General features: G+C 48.5%; 24 protein-coding genes and 1 pseudogene. 8 read left to right on the forward strand and 17 right to left on the reverse strand.

The features are described 5' to 3' along the window. Positions 1–14: 14 nt before the first annotated feature. The 7 genes from BBB58_RS10265 to BBB58_RS10295 all read right to left on the reverse strand — a co-directional run bounded on the left by BBB58_RS10265 (position 15) and on the right by BBB58_RS10295 (position 8,701). Positions 15–845 carry a formate/nitrite transporter family protein gene (locus tag BBB58_RS10265; RefSeq protein WP_074037931.1) on the reverse strand — a complete coding sequence of 277 codons (831 nt, stop codon included), beginning with the start codon at positions 843–845 and terminating at the stop codon, positions 15–17. Between the two features lie 213 nt (positions 846–1,058). Then, complete coding sequence (locus BBB58_RS10270) at positions 1,059–1,706, reverse strand: 50S ribosomal protein L25/general stress protein Ctc (protein WP_074037126.1); 648 nt, start codon at positions 1,704–1,706, stop codon at positions 1,059–1,061. A 165-nt stretch (positions 1,707–1,871) separates the two neighbouring features. After that, the gene (gene mutL / locus BBB58_RS10275; protein ID WP_074037127.1) at positions 1,872–3,689 is read right to left on the reverse strand and encodes a DNA mismatch repair endonuclease MutL; all 1,818 of its coding nucleotides are present in this window, start codon (positions 3,687–3,689) and stop codon (positions 1,872–1,874) included. 4 nt (positions 3,690–3,693) lie between these two features. After that, positions 3,694–6,222, reverse strand: a complete 2,529-nt coding sequence (mutS, locus tag BBB58_RS10280) for a DNA mismatch repair protein MutS (protein WP_074037128.1) — start codon at positions 6,220–6,222, stop codon at positions 3,694–3,696. 53 nt (positions 6,223–6,275) lie between these two features. Next, complete coding sequence (locus tag BBB58_RS10285; protein ID WP_012726155.1) at positions 6,276–6,707, reverse strand: YlbF/YmcA family competence regulator; 432 nt, start codon at positions 6,705–6,707, stop codon at positions 6,276–6,278. A 58-nt stretch (positions 6,708–6,765) separates the two neighbouring features. Continuing rightward, on the reverse strand, positions 6,766–7,191 hold the full coding sequence (locus tag BBB58_RS10290) for a GNAT family N-acetyltransferase (protein WP_084543125.1): 426 nt from the start codon (positions 7,189–7,191) through the stop codon (positions 6,766–6,768). Positions 7,192–7,234: 43 nt separating this feature from the next. After that, positions 7,235–8,701: a phytoene desaturase family protein gene (locus BBB58_RS10295; RefSeq protein WP_084543086.1), complete on the reverse strand. Its 1,467-nt coding sequence runs from the start codon at positions 8,699–8,701 to the stop codon at positions 7,235–7,237. 138 nt (positions 8,702–8,839) lie between these two features. Here BBB58_RS10295 and BBB58_RS10300 point away from each other — a divergent pair, with 138 nt between their 5' ends. The 6 genes from BBB58_RS10300 (at position 8,840) to BBB58_RS10325 (ending at position 12,820) form a co-directional block, all read left to right on the forward strand. After that, on the forward strand, positions 8,840–9,340 hold the full coding sequence (locus BBB58_RS10300) for a hypothetical protein (RefSeq protein WP_074037130.1): 501 nt from the start codon (positions 8,840–8,842) through the stop codon (positions 9,338–9,340). Between the two features lie 39 nt (positions 9,341–9,379). Beyond that, positions 9,380–9,901, forward strand: coding sequence for a DNA topology modulation protein (locus BBB58_RS10305; protein WP_074037933.1), 522 nt, complete (start codon positions 9,380–9,382; stop codon positions 9,899–9,901). Beyond that, positions 9,898–10,248, forward strand: coding sequence for a VOC family protein (locus tag BBB58_RS10310; RefSeq protein WP_074037131.1), 351 nt, complete (start codon positions 9,898–9,900; stop codon positions 10,246–10,248). Before BBB58_RS10305 ends, BBB58_RS10310 begins: the two co-directional genes overlap by 4 nt. 160 nt (positions 10,249–10,408) lie before the next feature. Further along, positions 10,409–10,918 carry a P-loop nucleotide/nucleoside kinase family protein gene (locus tag BBB58_RS10315; protein ID WP_276327318.1) on the forward strand — a complete coding sequence of 170 codons (510 nt, stop codon included), beginning with the start codon at positions 10,409–10,411 and terminating at the stop codon, positions 10,916–10,918. Between the two features lie 154 nt (positions 10,919–11,072). Beyond that, positions 11,073–11,810: a transporter substrate-binding domain-containing protein gene (locus BBB58_RS10320; protein ID WP_074037133.1), complete on the forward strand. Its 738-nt coding sequence runs from the start codon at positions 11,073–11,075 to the stop codon at positions 11,808–11,810. Next, positions 11,807–12,820 (forward strand): pyridoxal phosphate-dependent aminotransferase, encoded by a 1,014-nt coding sequence (locus tag BBB58_RS10325; RefSeq protein ID WP_074037134.1) that lies wholly within the window; start codon positions 11,807–11,809, stop codon positions 12,818–12,820. The genes BBB58_RS10320 and BBB58_RS10325 overlap by 4 nt, the downstream gene beginning before the upstream one ends. Positions 12,821–12,842: 22 nt before the next feature. Here BBB58_RS10325 and BBB58_RS10330 read toward each other — a convergent pair whose 3' ends face one another. Continuing rightward, positions 12,843–13,397 carry a maltose acetyltransferase domain-containing protein gene (locus BBB58_RS10330; RefSeq protein WP_074037135.1) on the reverse strand — a complete coding sequence of 185 codons (555 nt, stop codon included), beginning with the start codon at positions 13,395–13,397 and terminating at the stop codon, positions 12,843–12,845. An 85-nt stretch (positions 13,398–13,482) separates the two neighbouring features. Here BBB58_RS10330 and BBB58_RS10335 point away from each other — a divergent pair, with 85 nt between their 5' ends. Beyond that, positions 13,483–14,406, forward strand: a complete 924-nt coding sequence (locus BBB58_RS10335; protein ID WP_074037136.1) for a DUF7916 family protein — start codon at positions 13,483–13,485, stop codon at positions 14,404–14,406. Between the two features lie 38 nt (positions 14,407–14,444). Here the strand turns inward: BBB58_RS10335 and hisIE are convergent. The 9 genes and pseudogenes from hisIE to BBB58_RS10385 form a co-directional block, all read right to left on the reverse strand. Continuing rightward, positions 14,445–15,082 (reverse strand): annotated as a pseudogene (gene hisIE, locus BBB58_RS15670) (bifunctional phosphoribosyl-AMP cyclohydrolase/phosphoribosyl-ATP diphosphatase HisIE). After that, positions 15,031–15,798, reverse strand: coding sequence for an imidazole glycerol phosphate synthase subunit HisF (gene hisF, locus BBB58_RS10350; protein WP_074037139.1), 768 nt, complete (start codon positions 15,796–15,798; stop codon positions 15,031–15,033). The pseudogene hisIE and the gene hisF overlap by 52 nt, the downstream one beginning before the upstream one ends. Continuing rightward, positions 15,791–16,504, reverse strand: a complete 714-nt coding sequence (hisA, locus tag BBB58_RS10355; RefSeq protein ID WP_031423919.1) for a 1-(5-phosphoribosyl)-5-[(5-phosphoribosylamino)methylideneamino]imidazole-4-carboxamide isomerase — start codon at positions 16,502–16,504, stop codon at positions 15,791–15,793. The genes hisF and hisA overlap by 8 nt, the downstream gene beginning before the upstream one ends. Continuing rightward, positions 16,482–17,069: an imidazole glycerol phosphate synthase subunit HisH gene (hisH, locus tag BBB58_RS10360; RefSeq protein WP_074037140.1), complete on the reverse strand. Its 588-nt coding sequence runs from the start codon at positions 17,067–17,069 to the stop codon at positions 16,482–16,484. Before hisH ends, hisA begins: the two co-directional genes overlap by 23 nt. Continuing rightward, positions 17,066–17,653, reverse strand: coding sequence for an imidazoleglycerol-phosphate dehydratase HisB (hisB, locus tag BBB58_RS10365; RefSeq protein ID WP_074037141.1), 588 nt, complete (start codon positions 17,651–17,653; stop codon positions 17,066–17,068). The genes hisH and hisB overlap by 4 nt, the downstream gene beginning before the upstream one ends. Beyond that, on the reverse strand, positions 17,640–18,656 hold the full coding sequence (locus tag BBB58_RS10370; RefSeq protein WP_074037142.1) for a pyridoxal phosphate-dependent aminotransferase: 1,017 nt from the start codon (positions 18,654–18,656) through the stop codon (positions 17,640–17,642). The genes hisB and BBB58_RS10370 overlap by 14 nt, the downstream gene beginning before the upstream one ends. Further along, entirely contained in the window at positions 18,653–19,870 is a 1,218-nt protein-coding gene (gene hisD, locus BBB58_RS10375) for a histidinol dehydrogenase (protein ID WP_074037143.1), read from the reverse strand. Before hisD ends, BBB58_RS10370 begins: the two co-directional genes overlap by 4 nt. Beyond that, positions 19,867–20,475: an ATP phosphoribosyltransferase gene (gene hisG / locus BBB58_RS10380; protein ID WP_074037144.1), complete on the reverse strand. Its 609-nt coding sequence runs from the start codon at positions 20,473–20,475 to the stop codon at positions 19,867–19,869. Before hisG ends, hisD begins: the two co-directional genes overlap by 4 nt. Further along, entirely contained in the window at positions 20,472–21,395 is a 924-nt protein-coding gene (locus BBB58_RS10385; RefSeq protein ID WP_074037145.1) for an ATP phosphoribosyltransferase regulatory subunit, read from the reverse strand. The genes hisG and BBB58_RS10385 overlap by 4 nt, the downstream gene beginning before the upstream one ends. 110 nt (positions 21,396–21,505) lie before the next feature. Between BBB58_RS10385 and hisJ the strand changes: the two genes are divergently transcribed. Further along, positions 21,506–22,324: a histidinol-phosphatase HisJ gene (gene hisJ, locus BBB58_RS10390; RefSeq protein WP_074037146.1), complete on the forward strand. Its 819-nt coding sequence runs from the start codon at positions 21,506–21,508 to the stop codon at positions 22,322–22,324. Positions 22,325–22,410: the final 86 nt, after the last annotated feature.

The raw sequence follows: 22,410 nt of genomic DNA on the forward strand, positions 1-22,410 counted from the left end.
GTGACAAACATCATTTATTTAACCGCTTTTACAACTTTTAATTCGACTTCTTCCTCTAATTCTTGTGCTTCACGGAGACCCTTCGAGTTGAGCCACGTATAGATGGCTCCCATGAAGAGCGCTCCACCGATAATGTTACCGAACGTTGCAGGAATCAAGTTGTGAATTGCACCTGCCATGCTGATCGTCTCCGGGTGTGGGACGACGAGCGTCAAGGCGAACAAGACGAAGTTGGCGATGACGTGGTCGAATCCTGAAGCGAAGAAGACCGCGACAAGGAAAATCATCGAGAAGATTTGAGCGAACTCATTTTTCTTTTTTTTCGTTAAGAAAATAGCGAGACAGACCATCCAGTTACAGAAGATGGCGCGGAAGAAAATTTCGACCGTCGTATGGTGCATTTTCCCCTCAACAACGGAGAACAACCAGTTGTTCATCCCGAGTTCTTGGATGACGCCAGTCGGTGCAAGTAGTAACGCAAATAGGATTCCCCCGAGTGCGTTCCCGACGAAGCAGAGCAACCAGACGAGCATCGTATCACTAAGCGTCGTATAACCGCGAAGTGTCGACGTTGTGAAATACATCGTATTCCCCGTGAACAATTCCGCTCCCCCATAGATAATCATGACGAGCGCGATCCCGAACGAGAAGCCCCCAATGAGTGTCGTGAACGGAGATTCCGCTAAATACATACCGTTGACGACTTTCAACGTGAAGATTGAAGCAAAGCCGATAAAGATCCCGGCTAACATTGCCCGTAAAAAGTATTCCATTGGACGATAATGAATCATTTGCGAGGAAGCCTGTGCTTTTTTCCGTAATTTTTCGAGTGCATGGATTTCCATTGATGCCATGTCACAAACCCTTCTTTCTGAATAATTAAATAGGAAAGTATCAGTTCGAATATGTGAAATCATTAACAATATAAACTGTACAGTCTCTGTTGGCAATCCTGTCTTGCATGAATTGACAGAGTGTTCACATCGTAATCGTTTACATATGGCGGATTTGTGAAAAAAAAAAAAGTGCTCCGATTTCTCGAAGCACTTGTGTAACTCTTATTCTTTATCCTCAGACGATTCTTCAGCTTCTTCCGATGAAGCTTCTGATGCTTCCTCTTGAGTTGAACCTTCTTCCGACTCTTCCTCTTCAACTTCTGCAACCGGCTCATTCACAGAGGCGATGTGCATATCTGGTTCCGAGACGATCGTGTACGATTTGTCTTCTGGAAGATCCGCTACGGTCACCGAATCACCGATTCCAAGCTCTGACACATCGAGTTCGATGCGTTCAGGGATGTTGGCCGGTGTCGCAGCGACCGTCACTTTATAAAGTGACTGGGCAAGATATCCGCCTTCTTTGACGCCTTTCGCGTCGCCAACAAGGACGATATCCGCTTCAACTTCTGTCTCTTCATCCATCTTCACGGCCATGAATTCGACGTGCTGATAGAAGTTTGTGAACGGGTCCGTTTCCGATCCGTGCACGAGCGTGTTGATTTTATTTCCATCGTAATGGAGTTCAATCAAGGCATTGTCACCGTGGTCTCGAAGAATTTTACGAAGGTCCATCTCGTCAAATACGATTGGAGTGCTGTCTACTTTGTAGCCGTAGACGACGCCTAACGCTTTTCCTTCCTTACGCAACTTCGTGCGCAGTGACCGTGGGCGTAATTCTCGTTTTGATACTTGAAGTTTGTTCGTCATTTTCTTTTCCTCCTACATGGATATACATTTCATGTCGACATCTTGAGGGTGAGGCAGTGAAAAAGCCACCTCTCAACCTCGATGCGTTGAGTGACATGTGTATAGTTTTCCCATGAGGACGGCTGAATAAACGTTACATCGTGTTAAAACAAGGTAACAAGACGATTACATGACGCGTTTAAATAACTTCTCAAGCTCATACGTGCTCCATTTCACGAGAATCGGTCGCCCGTGCGGACACGTAAACGGAGACGTCGTACGACTCAAATCATCAATCAATTGTCGCATCATCTCCATATTGAGTGGATGATTCGCTTTGATCGATCGTTTACACGCCATGAGGATTGATGCTTCTTCGCGATATTTCGCGATGTCGATTGACCGCTGTTGAATGGCCATCTCCACCAGATCACGAATCGTGCCCTCTAAGTCATGTTGCGGATACCATGTCGGAATCTCACGGACAAGGAACGTGTTACCCCCAAACGGCTCTAACGTGATGCCTGCATCCGCTAGAAGCGGGAGCACTTCTTCGATAGCGAGCGTCTCTTCTTGCGTGAACTCTAACGTCAGCGGAATCAACAGAAGCTGATACTCTTTTTCCGGACGTCCTAACTGCTCATAAAACAACTCATACTTGATGCGTTCCTGAGCGGCATGTTGGTCCATCACGTACATCCCGTCTTCCGCTCCACAGATGATATAACTCGAATGCAGTTGCCCGATGACGTCTAGTGCCGGTAAACGCTCCGACTGACGTACAGACTCCTCGACCTGTTCTGGTTCGATCATCTCTGCCTCCGGCTCATGAACGAGCGGAGCCGGGTTCCACTGGGATGGTGACGTGAGCGTCTCCTTCCGTTCTCTCGGAATCGGATAGTTCCACTCGACCGAATCTGCCTGTTTAGGTTGGGGCTCCATCGAAAAGTCGAGTTTCGACTGTTCAGAAGGTGTCACACGTTTCGGCTTCGGTTCTTGTTTCACAGACGGAATGAGACGTTGTTCCCGGAGTGTCAATTGAACGGTCTCTCGGATGAGCTGGCATAGTTCTTTTTCTTTCGACAAACGCACTTCACGTTTCGTCGGATGGACGTTCACGTCAATCAACATCGGGTCCATCTTCACTTCGAGCACGGCAATCGGATAACGACCGATCGGTAAGAGCGTATGGTAGCCTTCAAGCACGCTTTGGGTCAGTGCAAAGTTCTTGATGCTTCGACCGTTTAAGATGAGAGTCACGTACTGTTTGTTCGAACGGGTCACTTCCGGTCGCACGAGATGGGCGCTCAGCGTATAATCGTTCGTCTTGCTCGACGCCGTGACGATTTGTGCAGCGACTTGGCGACCATAGATGGCAAGCATCACTTGTTTCAAGTCTCCATTCCCGTTCGTACGCAACAATTCTTTCTCTTCATGAAAGACCGTGAATCGAATCTCCGGATGAGACAGCGCTAAACGGTTCAACGTATCGGTAATGCTCGCAAGTTCCGTTGCTGACGTCTTCAAATATTTGAGACGGGCCGGTGTGTTGAAGAAGAGCTGGCTAACCGCGATCTCAGTCCCGATGTTCGTAGCTGCCGGATTTGTCGCCTTGACGACTCCACCTTCAAGCGTCATCTCAAAGCCATCCTCCTCCGCTCGCTTTGATTTCAACAAGACGTGACTGACCGACGCGATCGAGGCGAGCGCCTCACCACGGAAGCCGAGCGTCCGAATGCGGAACAAGTCGTGCTCGTCCCGGATTTTACTCGTCGCATGTCGTAAGAAGGCTCGGGCGGCGTCTTCTTCATGGAACCCATGCCCGTTATCTCGCACTTTGATTAGACGGATGCCCGCCTCTTGTAAGTCGACGTCTACTTTCGTCGCTCCCGCGTCAATCGCATTTTCGACTAATTCTTTCACGACGGAAGCAGGTCGCTCGACGACCTCCCCGGCTGCGATTCGGTTCGCGAGCTGTTCAGGTAACTCTCGAATGATTCCCATCGACTCACCCTTTCTTTGCGGTCTGTTGCAGTTCATACAGCGCCTGCATCGCTTCGATTGGATTCATTGCCAATAAATCGAGTTTGAGTAGCTGTTCTCGAACAGCGTCAGTTGACTCGAACAACGACAACTGGCTGACTTCTTCCACTGGGAGTGGAACAGCCTCCTCGTTTAAAACAGGTTTCGTCGCCTCCGACTCGAGTTCTGACAGAATCGTTCGGGCCCGGTCGATCAACGAATCCGGAAGTTCGGCCAATTCTGCCACATGAATCCCATATGATTTGTCTGCACGTCCTGGATGTACTTCATGCAAGAACACGACACGCCCATCCCGTTCAATCGCCCGGACATGAACATTCTCAAGTGTCGGAATCGAATCTTCGAGCACCGTCAATTCATGATAGTGCGTCGAGAAGAGTGTCTTCGCGCCGATTGATGAAGCGATATATTCCACAATTGCCTGTGCGAGCGCCATTCCGTCATACGTCGACGTCCCGCGACCGATTTCATCTAATAAAATCAAACTATGTTCCGTCGCCTCAGTGACAGCTTGGCGCGTCTCGGTCATCTCGACCATGAACGTCGACTGTCCGCTCACCAAATCGTCCGCCGCACCGATTCGTGTAAAGATACGGTCAAAGAGCGGAAGTTCCGCCGCTTCTGCCGGGACGAATGAACCGATTTGATGAAGGATCGCGATCAAGGCAAATTGACGCATGTACGTCGATTTACCGGACATGTTCGGACCCGTGATGAGTAACATTTGACGTGTGTCGTCAAGCGTCAAGTCATTGGCGACATATTCGCCTCGCGGCAAGACCGTCTCAATGACAGGGTGACGCCCACGTTCAATTTGGACGTGAGATGTCGTAACTGGGCGAACGTATTCCCGCTTCTCCGCCACAACGGCAAGAGCGAGGAGCACATCTAATTCACTGAGTGAACGGGCCAATTGTTGAAGGTCCTTCGTATACGTCTTCACTTCTTCTCGGAGCGCGACAAACAAGTCATATTCGAGCGTACAGCTCTTCTCTTCCGCACCTAAGATGAGGGCTTCCTTCTCTTTCAGTTCTGGCGTGATGTAACGTTCCGCATTCGTCAACGTCTGTTTCCGCTCATAACGTCCTTCTTCAAGCAACTTCGCATTCGCTTTCGTCACTTCCAAGTAGTAACCAAATACGCGGTTATACCCGACCTTTAACGATTTGATGCCGGTCGCGATGCGTTCCTGTTGTTCGAGGTTGGCAATCCACGATTTTCCGTTCGCTTTCGCTTCTAACAGTTCATCGAGCTCATCCGAATAACCATGACGAATCATCCCGCCCTCTTTCGTCGAAATCGGAGGTGAATCGACAAGGGCAGCCCGGAGCTGTTCACTCAATGTCTCGAACGAGTCAAGATTCTGTTCGATTTGATGCAAGCGATCGGCTTTCACCGTTTGTAAGAGTGACCGGACGGCTGGCATCCGTTCAAGTGTGTCGCGTAGTTGGACGAGATCTCGCGCATTCGCCGTCCCGTACCCGACTTTTGCGACAAGGCGTTCGATATCGTAGACTCGCTTCAGCTCTTCTTGTAGTTGATCGCGCAACATGAAGTCGTCCACCAAGTTCTCGACGGCATCCTGTCGCTCTTTAATGCCTTGCTCTGTATAGAGTGGCTGTTCGAGCCAACGCTTCAACAAACGACCGCCCATCGCCGTCGTCGTCTCATCAAGGAGTGAAAGGAGTGACCCTTTCCGTTCCCCTGAACGAGCCGAACGGAACAACTCAAGATTTCGGGCCGTATTGGCGTCAAGTTGCATGTGCTGTTCAACTTCATAGGCGACAGCTGGTTGCAAGTGATCGAGCGAACGTTTCTGTGTTTTCGTGAGATAGGCGAACAACAACTCAAACGCCGAACGCTGTGCCTCATCTTTCGCACCTTGTGCGAGTGGACTCTCCCGCTTGTCCACTTGAATCGAGAGAGGAATGCCGGTCTGTTTTAACAAGTCAGCGAGTCGTTCATCCTCGACGATGACCTCGTTCGGAAGCAATCCTTCGATTTCTCGTAAGACGGCTTCTTCTGACGAGAGCGTCGTCAGCCACGATTCCCCCGTCGTCACGTCACCTCGAGCAATTCCGAATCGGCCTGCGACGTCCGAGATGGCGACGAGATATCGGTTCTCTTTTTCACTAAGTGACGCCATATATGTACCTGGCGTGATCACTTGGATGACTTCCCGTTTCACGAGCCCTTTCGTCGCCTTCGGATCCTCCGTTTGTTCACAGATGGCGACGTTAAAACCTTTTTCGATCAACTGTTCGATGTAGATTGCCGCGGAATGGTGCGGGACGCCGCACATTGGAATCGGATGCTCGGCCTGTTTCCCATTTTTAGAAGTAAGCGTGAGCTCTAACTCTTTCGCGACAATTTGCGCATCTTCAAAAAACAACTCGTAAAAGTCGCCGAGTCGATAGAATAAAAACGCGTCCGGATAGTCGGCCTTGATGGAGAAATATTGTTTCATCATTGGTGTTTGATGGACTTCTTGCATGTTGATTCACCTCTAGAAAGTACAACAGCTGACCATCGGCCAGCTGTGTCGTTTTAGTATCCGCAGCCGCCGCGTGCTTGTTCAGCCGCCATGCCGCTCCCTGTCTTTCCTGCAAGGACGTCACCGTCCGTCGATTCGATGATACGGTCCGTCACGGAGTTCGCGAGCGTCACCGTCACGTATTGAAGCAAATCGTTCACTTCGACTTGAGTTTCCTGGAACGCTTGAACGACCGGAATTGAATCGAGTTCTTCCATCGCTTTATCAATCTTTTGCTCGACTTTCGCAAGTGCTTCCGTCTTGCCATAGTGCTTACAGTTGACGGCTTCTTTTTGTAAGAACTTGATTCGTTTAATCAAAGTCTGTACGCGGTCACTTCCGTTTACTTTCGCTTCCGCTTCTTTGAAGCGCGCCACTTCTGGTGTTTGTGCTAATACATCTGCCAATTCTCTTGCTTTTGCAATTACTTGTTGATCGGTCACCATTGTAAACCCCTTTATGTCTATAATGTAATCGTGCTCAAAAGCACGTGAATGTTCTTTCTCATTCTAACATGAACGATTCCGAAACGGTACTAGCGGGATTCGTTGATTCACGTAACATATCGACATGTGGAATACTATCTTCTTGATACACATCACTCGTCCGTTTGAAGCCAAACGAGGCATAAAAAGGTTCCACATACGTCTGCGCTTGCAGGTATAACGTCTCATGTCCAAAATCTTTGATTGCCGCATCCATCAAGAGGCGGGAATACCCTTTCCCTCGATGCGTCGCTTTCGTGACGACACGTCCGATGGCGACCGGAGATGCTTCCGTCAATACGCGAAGGGCGGAGACAATCTCTCCACCTTCTTCAATCCAATAATGGATGGCTGATACGTCCTTTCCATCCACCTCTTGGTACGGACAGTTCTGTTCGACCACGAATATCTCAGTTCGTAATGCCAGTAAGCGATACAATTCCATCGTTGTCAGTTCATCAAACGCTTTTTTCTTTTTTTTTATCCCCCTAATCAATCGTCACCCCGAGTGCCCGGGCGACATGTAATCCGCTCGTCATCGCGCCAATCGTCCCCGCTCCTGGAAATACGGTATCCCCGCACACAAAAAAGTTCGGCAAGTCGGTGCGATAACTCGCAGCGCGAAAGAGCGCCTGGCTAGGAGTCTGCGCATAACCTCCGACTGCCCCATGCGGTCGCTTCGTATACTTCACCCATGCCCCGGGTGCACCAGGAAGAAGTAGTGACGACTCGCGGTCCCAAGCGGGAAAAGCAGTTGCGACGACGTCGACGAGACGATTGGTCCAATCTTGCTCTAGTTTCTCATATGCCGCCCGGTCTTTCCAATGTTGCCATTCTGATAAATCGATATGTGTGGATACCGTGATGGTCCGTTCCGGTTTTTCTGTGCGCTTCACGTCATCCGGCGCGGACATGGAAATGAACGCATGCCTACTCGGTAATCGCTCGTGATAGATTTGTTGAAACAGGGGTTTCTGTCGACACACATCCTCAGGCAAGACGAGGTACAGACTGAACGTGCCCCATTGTGACTGCTTCAATTGTCTGCGATACTGTCGTTTGAAGCGTCGTTGTTCTTGTCCTCTCAGAAGCTCGCTCGTCCGTTCAATCGGGATGGCGGAAACAATGACATCGACCAGTTCAAGTCGTCCTCTTCGATCGGTGATGAGCCATCCATCCGTCACTCGTTCGATGGATTGGACGTCTCTCCCTAATTTCGTCTCCCCACCAAACGTCCGAACGGCGCGCTCTAACGCATGAGCCAATTGATACAGTCCACCTTCCACATAGTACGCTCCTTCGTGATAGACTGACAGCGCCACTGCACCGAGTAAATGACTCGCTTCTTTCGCACCGGTTTGCAAACTGTCGAGCAGAACGCCATCGATAAATCGCTCGAACATTGTACCGCTTAGTCCATGACGGACCAACGTGTCGCCGAGTGGACGCTGGAGTTTCATTAGCGCTGTGATTTGATTCGGCCGGAATCCTTTTAGTGCATAGATCATATCCGAGACCGTGCAAAGTGGAAGAGCGGGCAACTGCTGAAACAACGGACGAATCTTCTCAAAATCGCCCCACACTTCACGATAGAATGCATGAATCGCCTGACTGTTCTCAGGGAAAGTGCGACTAAGCTCTTCGAGTAGATGTTTGCGGTCGCGATAGTAAGTGACGGTGACGTCAGGCAGTTGAATGTCCATCACCTCGTCCAGTAACGTCACCTCGACCGATTCGCCCAATTTCTGAAGAACCCGCTGATGGACCCCTCCTCGTTCGAATCCCATACCGAGCGTTGCCCCTGCAGGAAACAAATAGTCACCCCGTTGAAACTTGCCGGCACACCCACCCCATTCACGCGATGCTTCTAATACAATCACATCATGCTCTTTCTGCTGCGCGAGCGCAGCTGCAGTCAAACCCGCAACGCCTCCACCTATGACCCCGATTTTCATGTACATCCCTCCTCTTTATATCATACCTGCTCCTTTACAAAATTGAAGAAATGAATCGGTTTTTGAGATTAGGGTTGTCTTTTAAAGGGTTCCCATTCTCTTATGCAGAAATAGTTTACAGTCTGAAAAGGTAAGGTGATGAAAATGCGTAGTCGTGTCATGGTTTATTTATTGATTCCTATCCTCATCTTTATTGGTATACTGATTACCCCACCTTCCGAGGAATCGCTCAAGCTCGCGACGATGACCGTCGTCAGCATCCAGGAGATGATTCCTTACGAAAAAGAGTATACGGCACAGAAAGTGCTAGAAGAACGATCAATGGACGACAAATCAGCCACCATCGAAGAATGGCGTCTCGAACAAGGGGCTAGAACGTCTTATAGTTATGTGCTCAGACTGAGAGGATTTGAGCATGTGACACAGATTGATGCAGGGGCAGCCAACACGAGATCGGACGGCTATTACGCGATGCAGGCCCATAGCCCGATTTTTGAGACGGATAAACCGGTATCGACAGACTATCCGATTGTCGTGTTCAGTTCGGAACAACGTCTTGTTATCGGACAGATGGATGTCCGGGTCATTTACGAAGAGGACGGTCAATTGAAGAAATGGATTGTATTGGAGGATGAATAAGAGTAGATGAGCAGCTTAACGATTGATAGCAATCTAAATATGAAACGCATCATGATCATCGGTTCTGGTGGTGCGGGGAAATCCACACTCGCCCGTCAACTAGGTGAACGATTACATCTCGATGTCTATCATTTGGACGCTCTCATGTGGAGACCGGGATGGGTGATGGCACCGAGAGAAGAACGAATCGACATCCAACAACAACTCGTGAAGAAGGATGAATGGATTATCGATGGAAATTTCGGGAATACCCTTGATTTACGACTACAGGCAGCGGACACTGTCATTTTAATCGATCTTCCACGCATCGTCTGTATATATCGCGTCCTCAAGCGAGTTGTCCGATATCGTGGTACGACACGACCTGATATGGGTGCATCCTGTGAGGAAAAACTCGATTTCGCATTTCTGAAGTGGGTTTGGAATTTTCCTGACATTCAAAAGCCAGAGATGGTCAAACGAATCAAACAATATTCTCACGAGAAACAGATCATCGTCTTAAAATCTCGGAAAGATGTTGAAAACTTCATTCATCAAATGAAAAGGCAGGAGTTTCTATGAACCCTATCCTTCACAAAATCGGTACCATTTTCATTCCGGTAAGTGATATTCAAAAAGCGCGTGACTGGTATTGTGATTTATTTGATCTTTCAACAAAAGGAGAGATCTTATTCGACCATTTATATGTCATTCCATTAGAGGGTACGAACCTCGTTTTAGATAGTAAAATCTACTCAAAAGAGAACATCATCCAGACACCGCTGTTTCACTTAAATACGCACGATATTCATCAAGCTTATTCTTATATGACTCAACACGACATTGAGGTCATCACACCCATCGAGCACGAACATTGGTTCAATTTTAAAGATCTTGATGGAAATGTCATCATGGTATGCAAATGCTAACATCGGATCAAACCTTTAACTAACTTTATCAGGTTATTCAGGTCGATTGTATCGAAGACTATCTTAAGGAAATGAGCCATTTTAACAAGTAAATCAAGTTGTATAAGTAATAAGATTTGCTCCTACTTAGATGTGAGGTGATCATCTGTTTTTTCTTCTTATTTCTGGAACACCTGGATCAGGAAAATCCACATTGGCTAAGCGTATCATCCAACACGTACCCGCAGTCATCATCGATCATGATGTTTCAAAGACCGCCCTACTCCATACGCTTCATATTGGCAACTTCTCGGATGGAGAAATCGGGAAGATGGCTTATGATGTCGATTGGTCGCTCGTCGAGTATCACCTATCACTTGGACAAAACGTCATTCTCGACAGTCCTTGTCTCTATGATGAAATGCTCGATAAAGGGATAGCGATTGCCACCAATTACGGAGCGACTTATCGTTATATCGAGTGTCGTCATGAAGATTACAAAGAAATTAACGCACGACTTCGAAACCGTGTCAGACGACCTAGTCAAATTGATCAAATTTCGTATGAGAATTGGTCTAAGATGAATGAACACTGCAAAAGGCCTACTAACCATCCATACTTACAAACCTATACGATGGACAATCGGGAACTTCCGATTGAGCGAATTATGTCGTATCTTTTGGAAAACTAAGAAGAGAACGCTTTCATATAGGGAGTGTTTCTTTTTTTATTAATTTTTGTATATTTTTTCTTTACAATTAATAATCATACATATACACTTAGTCTCATCTACAACAGGGAGGCATTATACAAAAAAGAAAAAATGGTTATTAGCAGGAACACTTATGATGAGCGCAGTATTACTCGGTGCATGTAGTCAAGAGACAGAAGGTGAAGCGACAGAAAAAAAAACGCTCGTCATGGGGACGAGCGCCGATTACTTCCCATATGAATTCGTTGATACGGCAAACGGGGATGCGATTGTCGGATTCGATATTGAAATCGCAGAGACGATTACAGAACGTCTCGGTTACGAATTGAAGATTGAAGATATGGACTTCGGTAGCTTACTCGGAGCCTTGAACAGCGGGCGTGTCGACTTCGTCATGGCCGGGATGACGCCAACAGAAGAGCGTAAAGAGAATGCGGACTTCTCAGACATCTATCTATCCGCGACAAACTTGATCATGACAAAAGACGAGTCCCTTCAGGCAATCGAAGATTTGTCTGGTAAGAAAATCGGTGTCCAAACGGCTTCGATTCAAGAAAATATCGCTAAAGAACAAGCACCAAACGCTGAACTCGTATCGTTGAACAAGATCCCTGAAATCGTTCAAGAGTTGAACACAGGTCGAATCGATGCAATGGTCATCGAAGACACGGTGGCACAAAAGTATTTGGACCAAGATGACAGCTTCTATACATTCGCTTTGAAAGAGGATGGCGAAAAAGGATCAGCTGCTGCCTTCAAATTAGATGATGAGTTACGCGACCAGTTCAACGAAGAGTTGAATAAAATGATGGAGTCAGGTGAAATCGATGAATTGGTGAAAAAATGGTTCTCGATGGAGCCAACTGAATGAGACAAATCGAGCTTCCGATCTATCCCGTCGTTTATCCGACGGGACATCGGTTAAACCAAAATGAAAGTCAGTTCCCGTTACCTGACCGCATCAAGAATCAGCTTGATTCGTTGACGTATCATGACTTACACGAGTATCCAGTCGAACCAATCAATGAGTTGTTCGAACGCTACGCTACATACGCCGGCGTCACACCTGAGCAATTACTCGTCGGTTGTGGGAGTGATGAGATGATCCATGTCGTGACGCAAGCGTTGCTCGCACCACATGATATCGTCTTATCTCCGGCACCTGACTTTTCGATGTATCCCATCTTCACGACCATTGCACACGGTCATCATGTTCAAGCCGTTGATTTATCGTATGAGGGAATTCTAGAGGCGATTGAGACGCATCATCCAAAGCTTCTTCTCCTTTCGAATCCGAACAATCCAACTGGGAAGCTATGGACCGTAGAAGAGTTGACGCATCTCGCCTCACTCGTGCCATATATCGTGGTGGATGAGGCGTATATGGACTTCACACCAGATGCGAGCATGATTCCGTTCATTGCGAACCATCCAAATCTCATCGTCCTTCGCACGATGTCAAAAGCTTTTGGATTGGCAAACGTACGAATTGGATTCATGGTGACAAACACCGAACTCGCACACTATTTCCGTCAATTCATCCCACCATTTAATATCAGCGGGGTGAGTGCAAAAATTTGCAACATCTTCTTAAAAGATGCGACTTATCTTCAAGAATCAATCAAATGGCATGACCAGATGCGGCAAAAGTGGGCACTAGCCTTTGAATCCATCGGTCATGTCCTCCCTGCATCGACAAACTTCTTGTATATCGAGTTAGAACAACCTGAAGCAGTGTGGGCCCATTTGACCGACTTGAACATACACACGTCGAAACAACCTACGGGGATTCGGGTGACGATTGGTGATGAGACGGCGCTTCATCTTGCATATACAGCTATTCAGAAATACAAGCAATCAAGTCATGTCAAAAACTCCTGAACCACGCGTTCAGGAGTTTTTGTCAGTAGATCGTCTTGATCACACGTGCCGGATTTCCTCCGACGACTGTTCGAGATGGCACATCTTTTGTGACGACCGCACCGGATGCGACGACGGCCTCATCCCCAATCGTCACACCGGGATTGATAATCGCCCCTCCACCGATCCACACGCGGTCGCCGATGGTCACCGGCTTCCCGAACTCATATCCTGAGATCCGATCGATCGGATCGATCGGATGTGTCGCCGTATAAATATGTACACCCGGTGCGAGCATGCAGTCATCCCCAAACGTGATGGGACAGATGTCTAGGAAGACACAGTCAAAATTCGCATAGAATCGATCTCCTAAGTGGATGTTATACCCATAATCACATTTGAAGTTCGGCTCGATATAATACGACCCTTTCGTCGATCCGAGTAACGCACCAAGAATCTCTTTTCGTCCTTCCAAATCATCGATTCCAGAACGATTGAATTGTTCAGTTAATCTCCGGGCATGCTTCCGATCTGCAACGAGCGTTTCATCACCAGCTAAATACAGTTCACCACGAATCATCTTTTCTTTTTCCGACATCATAATCCCTCCTTAAAATTAGTATAGAGGATTTTTCAAGGGTTTAGGGAATAGAGACAAGGATGAGCAGAAGGAGGCAGATCACATGAAACGAATACTGGAATGTCGAGCAAGTGATTTTATCACGTTTAATCGTCAAGATTTAATCGATTCGATTCGAAAAGCAGAAGGTCGAACGGTCATGGCCGAGGTCATCCCGACGGTGCAGCCGTTGTATCCAGAAGTGACAAACGCAGAACTAGCACGAGCATTCGGTGTCGACTTGATTTTATTGAACATGATCGATGTGTTTCATCCTTACATTAAAGGACTTGAAAGTCATGCATTATTCGGGGAGATGCCGGGTGATGAGATGAGCGATCATCCGATTCTCGAACTAAAACGACTGATTGGATTGCCAGTTGGAGTCAACTTGGAACCTGTTGATTTTTCAGAGAAGTCTTCCGAGATGAATGAAGTAAAACGAGGCAGACTCGCTTCAATCGAAGCGTTCCAAAAAGCATCGGAGCTCGGGTTTGACTTCGTCTGTTTGACAGGCAATCCGAATACCGGGGTCACGAATGAAGCAATCGAACAAGCAATCATCCAAGCACGTCGTGAATTCGCAGGGGTCATCATTGCCGGGAAAATGCATCAAGCCGGTGCAGGCAATGTGTTAGACCGCGACGCGTATATCCGCTTCGTCGAAGCTGGCGCAGATATCATCCTCCTTCCGGCTCCAGGCACTGTACCTGGCGTCCGTGAAGAATCGTTTCACGAACTCGTTCAGGAATTGCAAGTGCTCGGCGCTCTCACGTTAGCGGCGATTGGAACGTCACAAGAAGGCGCAGATGTCGAGACCGTTCGGGAGATCGCACTCTCTTCAAAACGAGGCGGAGCGGATATCGTGCATATAGGTGACGCCGGACTGTCCGGAATTGCCGTACCAGAGAACATTCAGGCACTGTCCATTGCGATTCGCGGACGACGCCATACGTACATTCGCATGGCCGCCTCGGTCAATCGGTAACACAAAAGAGGAAGGAGCGCGTCTCCTTCCTCTTTCATTTACCATTCCGTGACGTCTCGACGTGGTTTCGCCGGTGTGGTAGTACCGTGACGCTTGGCGAGTAAAGCTTCCACATCCTCTAAACGAACACCTTTGGCTGCTAACAAGACGAGTAAGTGATACAGAAGGTCGGCTGACTCTTCAACCAAGTCTTCATCCGTCATAGCAGCAATGACGACCTCAAACGCTTCTTCCCCGAACTTTTTCGCGATTTTTTCAACGCCTTGTTCCAATAAATAAGTCGTATACGAACCTTCTTTCGGTTCATTTTTTCTTTTTTGAATCAATTGTTCCAATTCATGAATCATACGTTCACCTCCGTAAAGAAACAGCTTCGATTACCGGTATGACACGTCGGGCCATTCGCATGAACACGAACGAGAAGCGCATCCTGGTCACAGTCGATGTGGATGCTGACGACGTCCAGTGTATTTCCGCTCGTCTCCCCTTTCATCCAAAGCCGACCTTTTGAACGAGACCAGAACGTGACGACCCGTTCACGAAGCGTCTGTCGGATTGCCTCATCATTCATATATCCGAGCATGAGGACCGCCCCGTCGTCGTCTGAGACGATGATGGCGGGAATCAGTCCATTTTCGTCGAAACGAACCGCATCGGCAAGTTGTGACTCGTGCATACGTGCTTCACCTCTTCTACTGTCGTTTTTCGGTCATGTAAGATGGATGCAAGTAATGCGGCATCGACTTTCTCAAGCGCTTCGACTACGTGCTCGGCATTGCCTGCCCCACCGGATGCGATAATCGGAATGTCGACGACTTCACGAAGTTGTTCTAAAATCGCAAGGTCATAACCGCTCTGCTTTCCATCTTGGTTCATGGACGTGACAAGAAGTTCACCCGCCCCGAGCGCGGCCACTTGTTTCGCCCATTCGACCGCCAACAGGTCCGTTTTCTGTTTTCCACCATATGTGTACACATAATATTCGCCATCTTCAAACTTTACGTCGATTGCGACGACGATACATTGCGAACCGAAACGATCGGCCGCTTCACGAATGAGACTTGGGGATTCTACAGCGAGCGTGTTCAACGATACTTTATCTGCCCCTGCTTTTAATAGTGACGAGATATCCTCGAGTGAACGAATCCCGCCACCGACCGTCAGCGGGATGAATACTTTCCGCGCCACCGCACTGACGACATCGAGCATCGTCTGGCGACGTTCCGTACTTGCCGTGATATCGAGAAAGACAAGTTCATCGGCTCCGGACTCATCGTAATATTTCGCGATTTCGACCGGATCACCGATGTCTCGTAGTTGTACGAACTCAATCCCTTTGACGACACGACCTTCTTTCACGTCAAGACATGGAATAATTCTGCGTTTAAGCATAACGCGCCTCCCATTCAATCAGTTCTTCGATACTCACCTTACCGGACAGGAGTGCTTTCCCGACGACAGCCTCATCAATTTTCGCCATCTTCAGCTCCTTCACGTCCTCTTCAGTCGTCACACCGCCTGAGGCGATCAATGTGACGTTGACGATTTGACGTAACGCCTTCATGCGAGAAACGTTCGGTCCATTCAGTTTCCCATCGGATCCGATATCGGTATATAGAATCGTCTCGATCCCCCGTTTGACAAGGTCTTGTGCGACCGAGATGTCATCGAGTTTTGTCGCTTCCTGCCATCCGTTAATGGCGACCTTCCCGTCATAGGCATCGAGTGCAACAGCGATTCGTTTGCCATACTTTTCAATCGCCTTGTCTAGAAAGTCAGGATCCGTAAACGCCTTCGTCCCTAAAAGGACGCGATCCGCACCGGTTTCCATCACAGCATCAAGTGCGGCTTCTGAACGAATTCCTCCTCCTGTTTGGACAAGGAACCCTAGAGACTTCGCATAGCGGACAACGTCTAAATGACGCGGTTCACCTGCCTTGGCCCCTTCTAAATCAATCAAGTGAATCATCGGGACCTTCCCTTGCCACGCTTTTAATAATTCATACGGATCTCCGTATTGTTCTTCCGTAGAAAAATCACCTTCCGTCAAACGGACGATCTTGCCTCCAATCAAATCAATGGCGGGTAGTAATCTCACGCTCGACCGCCTCCTTCCATTCTTGAAGTAAGCTGAGACCAAATGTCCCGCTCTTTTCCGGGTGGAACTGCATGCCCGTCACGAGCCCTTTTTGAACGATTTTCGGAACTTTCTCACCCATATAATCAGCTGCCGCCACGATGTAATCGTCGGCCGTCACGGCATGGTAAGAGTGGACAAAATAGACATCCTCATCGCGAAGGATCGAGTTCCATCCGACGTGTGGGAGACGCTTCGCTCGCATCCGTTCGACCGTTCCCGGAATCAACCCGAGACCTTTTGTCGGCATACCTTCCGTGCTCGAATCAAACAAGAGCTGCATCCCAAGACAGATCCCTAAAAATGGCTTTTCCGTCGCCATCTGTTGCAATAGTGGGATAAGACCCGTCTGTTCGAGCGATTGCATCGCTTGCGGGAAGGCACCGACCCCAGGAAGTAAAACGGCATCCGCCTCTTCAATTTGATTTGCATCGTTCGTGATCACGACGTAGCAACCGATGGCTTGTAATGCACGTTCGACGTTAAATACGTTTCCCATACCATAATCGATGACCGCTACTTTCATCCTTCGATCCATCCTTTCGTAGAAGGGAGACGGTTCGTCCCATCGCTAGAGACCGCTTCGGCAAGCGCTCGTCCGAACGCTTTGAACAACCCTTCAATCATGTGATGTGAGTTCGACCCGTACAGAACAGAAAGGTGCAGTGTGAGTCGACCATTCATGGCAACGGCACGAAAAAATTCCTCAGCGAGTTCGGTATCAAAATCACCAAGCTTCGGATTGCGAATATCCGCTTGATAGACGAGAAATGGGCGTCCTGACACATCAATGACCGCTCGCGCTAGCGTCTCATCCATTGGCATGTAACTCGACCCGTAGCGGCGAATTCCGACTTTATCCCCGAGTGACTTGGAGATGAGCTGACCGAGTGCGATCCCGACATCCTCGACCGTATGGTGGGCATCGACCCACGTATCGCCTTCGACTTTCACGTCTAAATCCATCTGACTGTGAAAAGCGAGCAACGTCAACATGTGATCGAAGAAGCCGACCCCCGTTTGAATGGAGCTTTCACCCGTTCCGTCTAGATTTAATCGAATGTCAATTTTCGTTTCTTTCGTTTCACGTTTTAGTTCAGCTGTTCTCAACAGAATTCACCTCTTCAATCGTTTGTCGGATCAAGGCATACGCCTCGTCTGTCCCTGCACTGACACGTAGTCCATCGGGAAAAGCACGTACATGGACCCCTTTATCAAGGAAGCGGGATGCCCATCCTTCACTATCATCCGTTTTGACATAAATGAAGTTGGCACGGCTCGGTAAAATCTCACCGACTGGTCGTAACAACTCCGTTAACTTCTCACGTTGCGCCGTATGGAACTGAATCGACTCTTGAATATAAGATTCATCTCGTAAGACGACGTTGGCGACAGCGGCACTGAGTCCACTGACATTGAATGGCGAACGGAAGCGGTCAATCTGTTCGATGATTTCTTCAGATGCAATCATGAAACCAATCCGGAGGTTCGCTAGACCGAACGCCTTCGATAACGTCCGTAAGATGATGACGTTCGGATATTCGTTCAAGCGAGACACAAATGAGTTCTTCATTGTGAAATCAATATACGCTTCATCCACGACGAGGTACGGTACACGTGTCGCAATGTCAGACAATTCGTCTAATGTCCACATCTTTCCGGTCGGGTTATTCGGATTCGAAATCAAGACGAGTTTAGGGTCTGTTGTTCGAATGACTTCAGCCAACGTCTCGTAACGCAAACCCTGTTCGTCCGGTTGTGTGAAATGCCCTCTGGCAATTTGTGTATAGATGCCATACATCGAAAAGTCTGGGGCCGGTGCGACCACACGGTCTTCCGTATCCAAAATCGCCTGACTCAAGATGGCCAATAGCTCATCGCTCCCGCTGCCGACCATGAGTTGAGTCGGCTCGACTCCCGCATAGTCAGCATAGCTCGCTTTTAAAGCGAGCAATTCTTCGACTGGGTAACGGCTGAGTGCCTCGAGTGATACGTCTCGAATAGCTCGTTCGAGACGTTCTGGTAACGGATATTGGCTTTCATTTTGATTGAGCGCATATCCCGAAGCGGCATGAGGTACATAGCGTGGGATATTTTGATAATTTCGTCTCATATGTCCTCCATCCGAACAGCCATCGCACGGGCGTGTCCTTCTAATTGTTCTTGTTTGGCGATTCGAATCGCTGCCTTTGTAATCGTCTCATCAAGTTCTGTCATCTCAAGGAACGTCTGACGGCGATAAAAATCATCGACCGATAGTCCACTAGAGAAGCGGGCCGTCCCGCTCGTCGGCAAGACGTGGTTCGGTCCAGCGATATAGTCTCCAAATGCTTCGGCTGCCTCATGTCCGAGGAAGAACGAACCACCGTGACGGATTGCCCGCATCAACGCCTCAGGATCTTTGACGGCCAACTGGACGTGCTCCGCGGCCATCGTATTCGCGTACTCGATCGCATCCTCGATTGTCCGGTACAAGACGCCGCCACGCTTCAACGATTCTCTCGCAATGTCTTGGCGTGGTAATAGCACTAATTGTCGCTCAAGTTCTTGCTCGATTTGATCGCGGAGTGTTTCTGACGTGACAAGCGCAATCGCAGTCGCCTCGACGTCGTGTTCCGCTTGTGCGAGCAGGTCGGCGGCAACCCACTTCGGGTTCGCCGTCTCATCGGCAATGATCAACACTTCGGATGGTCCGGCGACGGAGTCGATACCGACGATGTGTGAGACGAGAGCCTTCGCCGTCGCGACATATGCATTTCCTGGGCCGACAATCTTGTCAACTTGACGAATCGTTTCTGTCCCGTATGCGAGTGCTGCCACGGCTTGGGCCCCACCGACCAGAAAACATTCATCGGCACCTGCAATTTTTGCTGCAATCAATAGGGAAATGTCAATCCCATCTGCTTTTGGTGGGGTGACCATGACGACTCGTTTGACGCCAGCAACTTTCGCCGGAATGATGTTCATGAGGACGCTCGACGGATAGACGGCAGTCCCCCCCGGTACATAAACCCCTACCGAATCAAGTGGCATATAGCGTCTCCCAAGTCGGAACATCGTATCTTCGAACACATCGTCTTGTCGGACTTGACGCGCATGAAATGCACGAATCCGTTCCGCTGCTAATGTCAGCGCCTCTGTCAATTCAGCATATGCGACTGGCGGATTAAAGCGGGCCAAATCGACCGATTCGATTCGGTCGACCCCGTCGAATTGTTTCGTCCACTCAAGCAGCGCTTCGTCTCCGCGGGCCTCGATCGATTCCACGATCGGTTTCACGGCTTCGACCCAAGCTTCGCGCCTTGAGCGATTCGTTTCTTTACTCATGCGTTCTCCTCCTGACTCATCTTTCGAATCCAGGCCTTCAATTCGTCAGGCTGTTCTGCTAAAGCTGTCTCACTCGTGATGAATTTTGCATTGATTGAAAAAATCGTCTCGTATTCTTCCAAGTCGTTTGCAGCCAACGTCGCGCCTGTCTCGACGATGTCGACGATGCAATCAGCGAGTCCCGTTAACGGAGCCAGTTCGACCGACCCGTTCAACGCAATGACTTCTACGTTTTGTCGCTTCGATGCAAAGTGTGATATGGCGATATTCGGATATTTACTCGCCACTTTCAATTTCTTTGTGCCGTTGCGTCGAACTTTTGGACCACAGACGGCCATTCGACAGCGACCGAACGGTAAATCGACGACTTCGAGTACGCCTGGCGTTTTTTCTCGTAAAATATCACCGCCGACAATGCCAACATCTGCCGCTCCATGCATCACATATTTATAGACATCGTCCCCTTTGACGAAAATGAATTCATGATCTCCTGCTTGTACCGTCAACTCACGTCCCCGCTTCTCCGGCCATACGGGTAAGTCACGTTCGACAAAAAATTGACGGGCTGCTTTTTCAATCTTACTTTTCGCGACCGCTACTTTCATTTGATCACCCCATCTAACTGTTCTAAATCGAGCGACATGCCGAACGCTCGTCTCGAGTGTCCAAAATGTCCATACAGTGAATCATAACGTCCTCCTGAAAGGACACGCTTGCCTTCAACACTTCCCGTCACGGTCAATCCTGAATAGTAATCAAAGTCTCCCGTTTGACCGAAATCGTAAGACACCTCTAATCCGATAGTACGTAAGTGTTGCACCGCATCGTCCACTTCACCGATGGCTTCTTTTAAAGACTCTGGTGCCTCAGACCGTAATTCTTCGAGTGCAGAATTCCCGATTAAAAAGGGCAGCTTCGCAATCAACGGATAGCGATACGTCTCTGCTAATTCACGTAATGATTCTAAGTTTCGAAGTGCTAAGATTTTTCGGAATGTCTGTTCCTGAATCCCTGTCTCTTTCGCGATGAGCGAGATGACGGCTGCTGACCCAATTTTGATGGTCAAACGTTCGGTAGGCAGGACTCCTTCCGTCATATCGAGAAAGGACTCAATCAGATGACTGTCCTTCTCTTCGCCATCGACCCATTCGAGTCCAAGCTGTTGCCGTTCATGGGGTTGCCCGGAATGTTTGACCGTCCGACGATAGACGGCACCAGCGTAAGCGACACGCATCGGTTCATGACCTTCTGCTAACTTTCTTGCGATTTGTAGTGTATAGTCAGGGCGCATGACGAGAAGTTCCCCGTCGTTCCCGAACAATCGATAATAGGCTGACTCGTCAAAGAGCGCTAAATTTTGATAATGTGAATAGTATTCGAGAAGCGGTGGATCGATGACTGCGTAGCCGCTCGACTCTGCCTTCTCTAAAAATGACAACATCCATCGTTTTGGACGGATGACATCTCCTGATTGAAGTTCATACCAGCCTTCTGGAATCGAACCTTTTGAATTTGACCAAATCATCATAACCACCCTTTATCTTGTTATCACTTTACCAAACTAAAGTATTGTGTTAAATTTATCAAACAGATAAACACCTGTCAACCAAATGAACTGAAAAGGACGTGTAATCGATGTTTAACTTTACCCACGATGGCCATGTGCATACCCCTTTTTGTCCACACGGTACAAATGACCCGATTGAACACTATATTCAAGTCGGGATCGAAAAAGGCCTGCAAACGATGACGTTCACAGAACATGCGCCTTTCCCCCCATCGTTCACCGACCCGGTCCCGAATCAAGACTCGGCGATGTCGATTGATCTACTTCCAGAATACCTCGATACGTTGCATCAGATGAAACAGCAGTATCAAGCGGTTATCGACATTAAAGTTGGATTAGAAGTCGACTTATTGCCTCATTTAGAGAAAGAGACCATTGCCTTACTCAAGCCTTTCGCACCATTGATTGATGAAGTCATTTTATCGCAGCATTTCCTATATAGAGATGGCGCCTATATGCCGATTGATTATTCTGCCGAGACGTTTGATGAACTCATCAAAGCGTTTGGCTCATTCGAGAGCGTAATGAGAGCTTATTATGAGTCGATTGAACAGGGTCTCTCATTTTCGTGGGAAGACATCCGTGTCGCTCGTATCGGACACCTCGATCTCCCGATAAAGTATCAAAGAAACTATGAATGGGACCGCTCAAAAGTAAAAGAGGAAGAAATACGTCTGTTACAGATGATTGCCGACCGGGGATTCGGACTTGACTTCAACACGGCCGGACTCAGAAAACCGGATTGTGGGGTACCTTACGTCGCCGGACTTGCAAAATCCGCGAACGACCTGCACATCCCGTTCACGATGGGTTCGGATGCGCACCTCGCTCAAGATGTGGCGGCTGGATTCGACTTCATTGAACAAAAAAAAGCCACGTTCCTATGAACGTGGCTTTTTGACAGCGATCTAGCTATCTAGATCCCCATGCTTATGGTTGACAACGATATGGCGTTCCATTTCTTCATCTGTAA

Source organism: Exiguobacterium profundum, assembly GCF_001909285.1.
Lineage (GTDB): Bacteria > Bacillota > Bacilli > Exiguobacteriales > Exiguobacteriaceae > Exiguobacterium > Exiguobacterium profundum.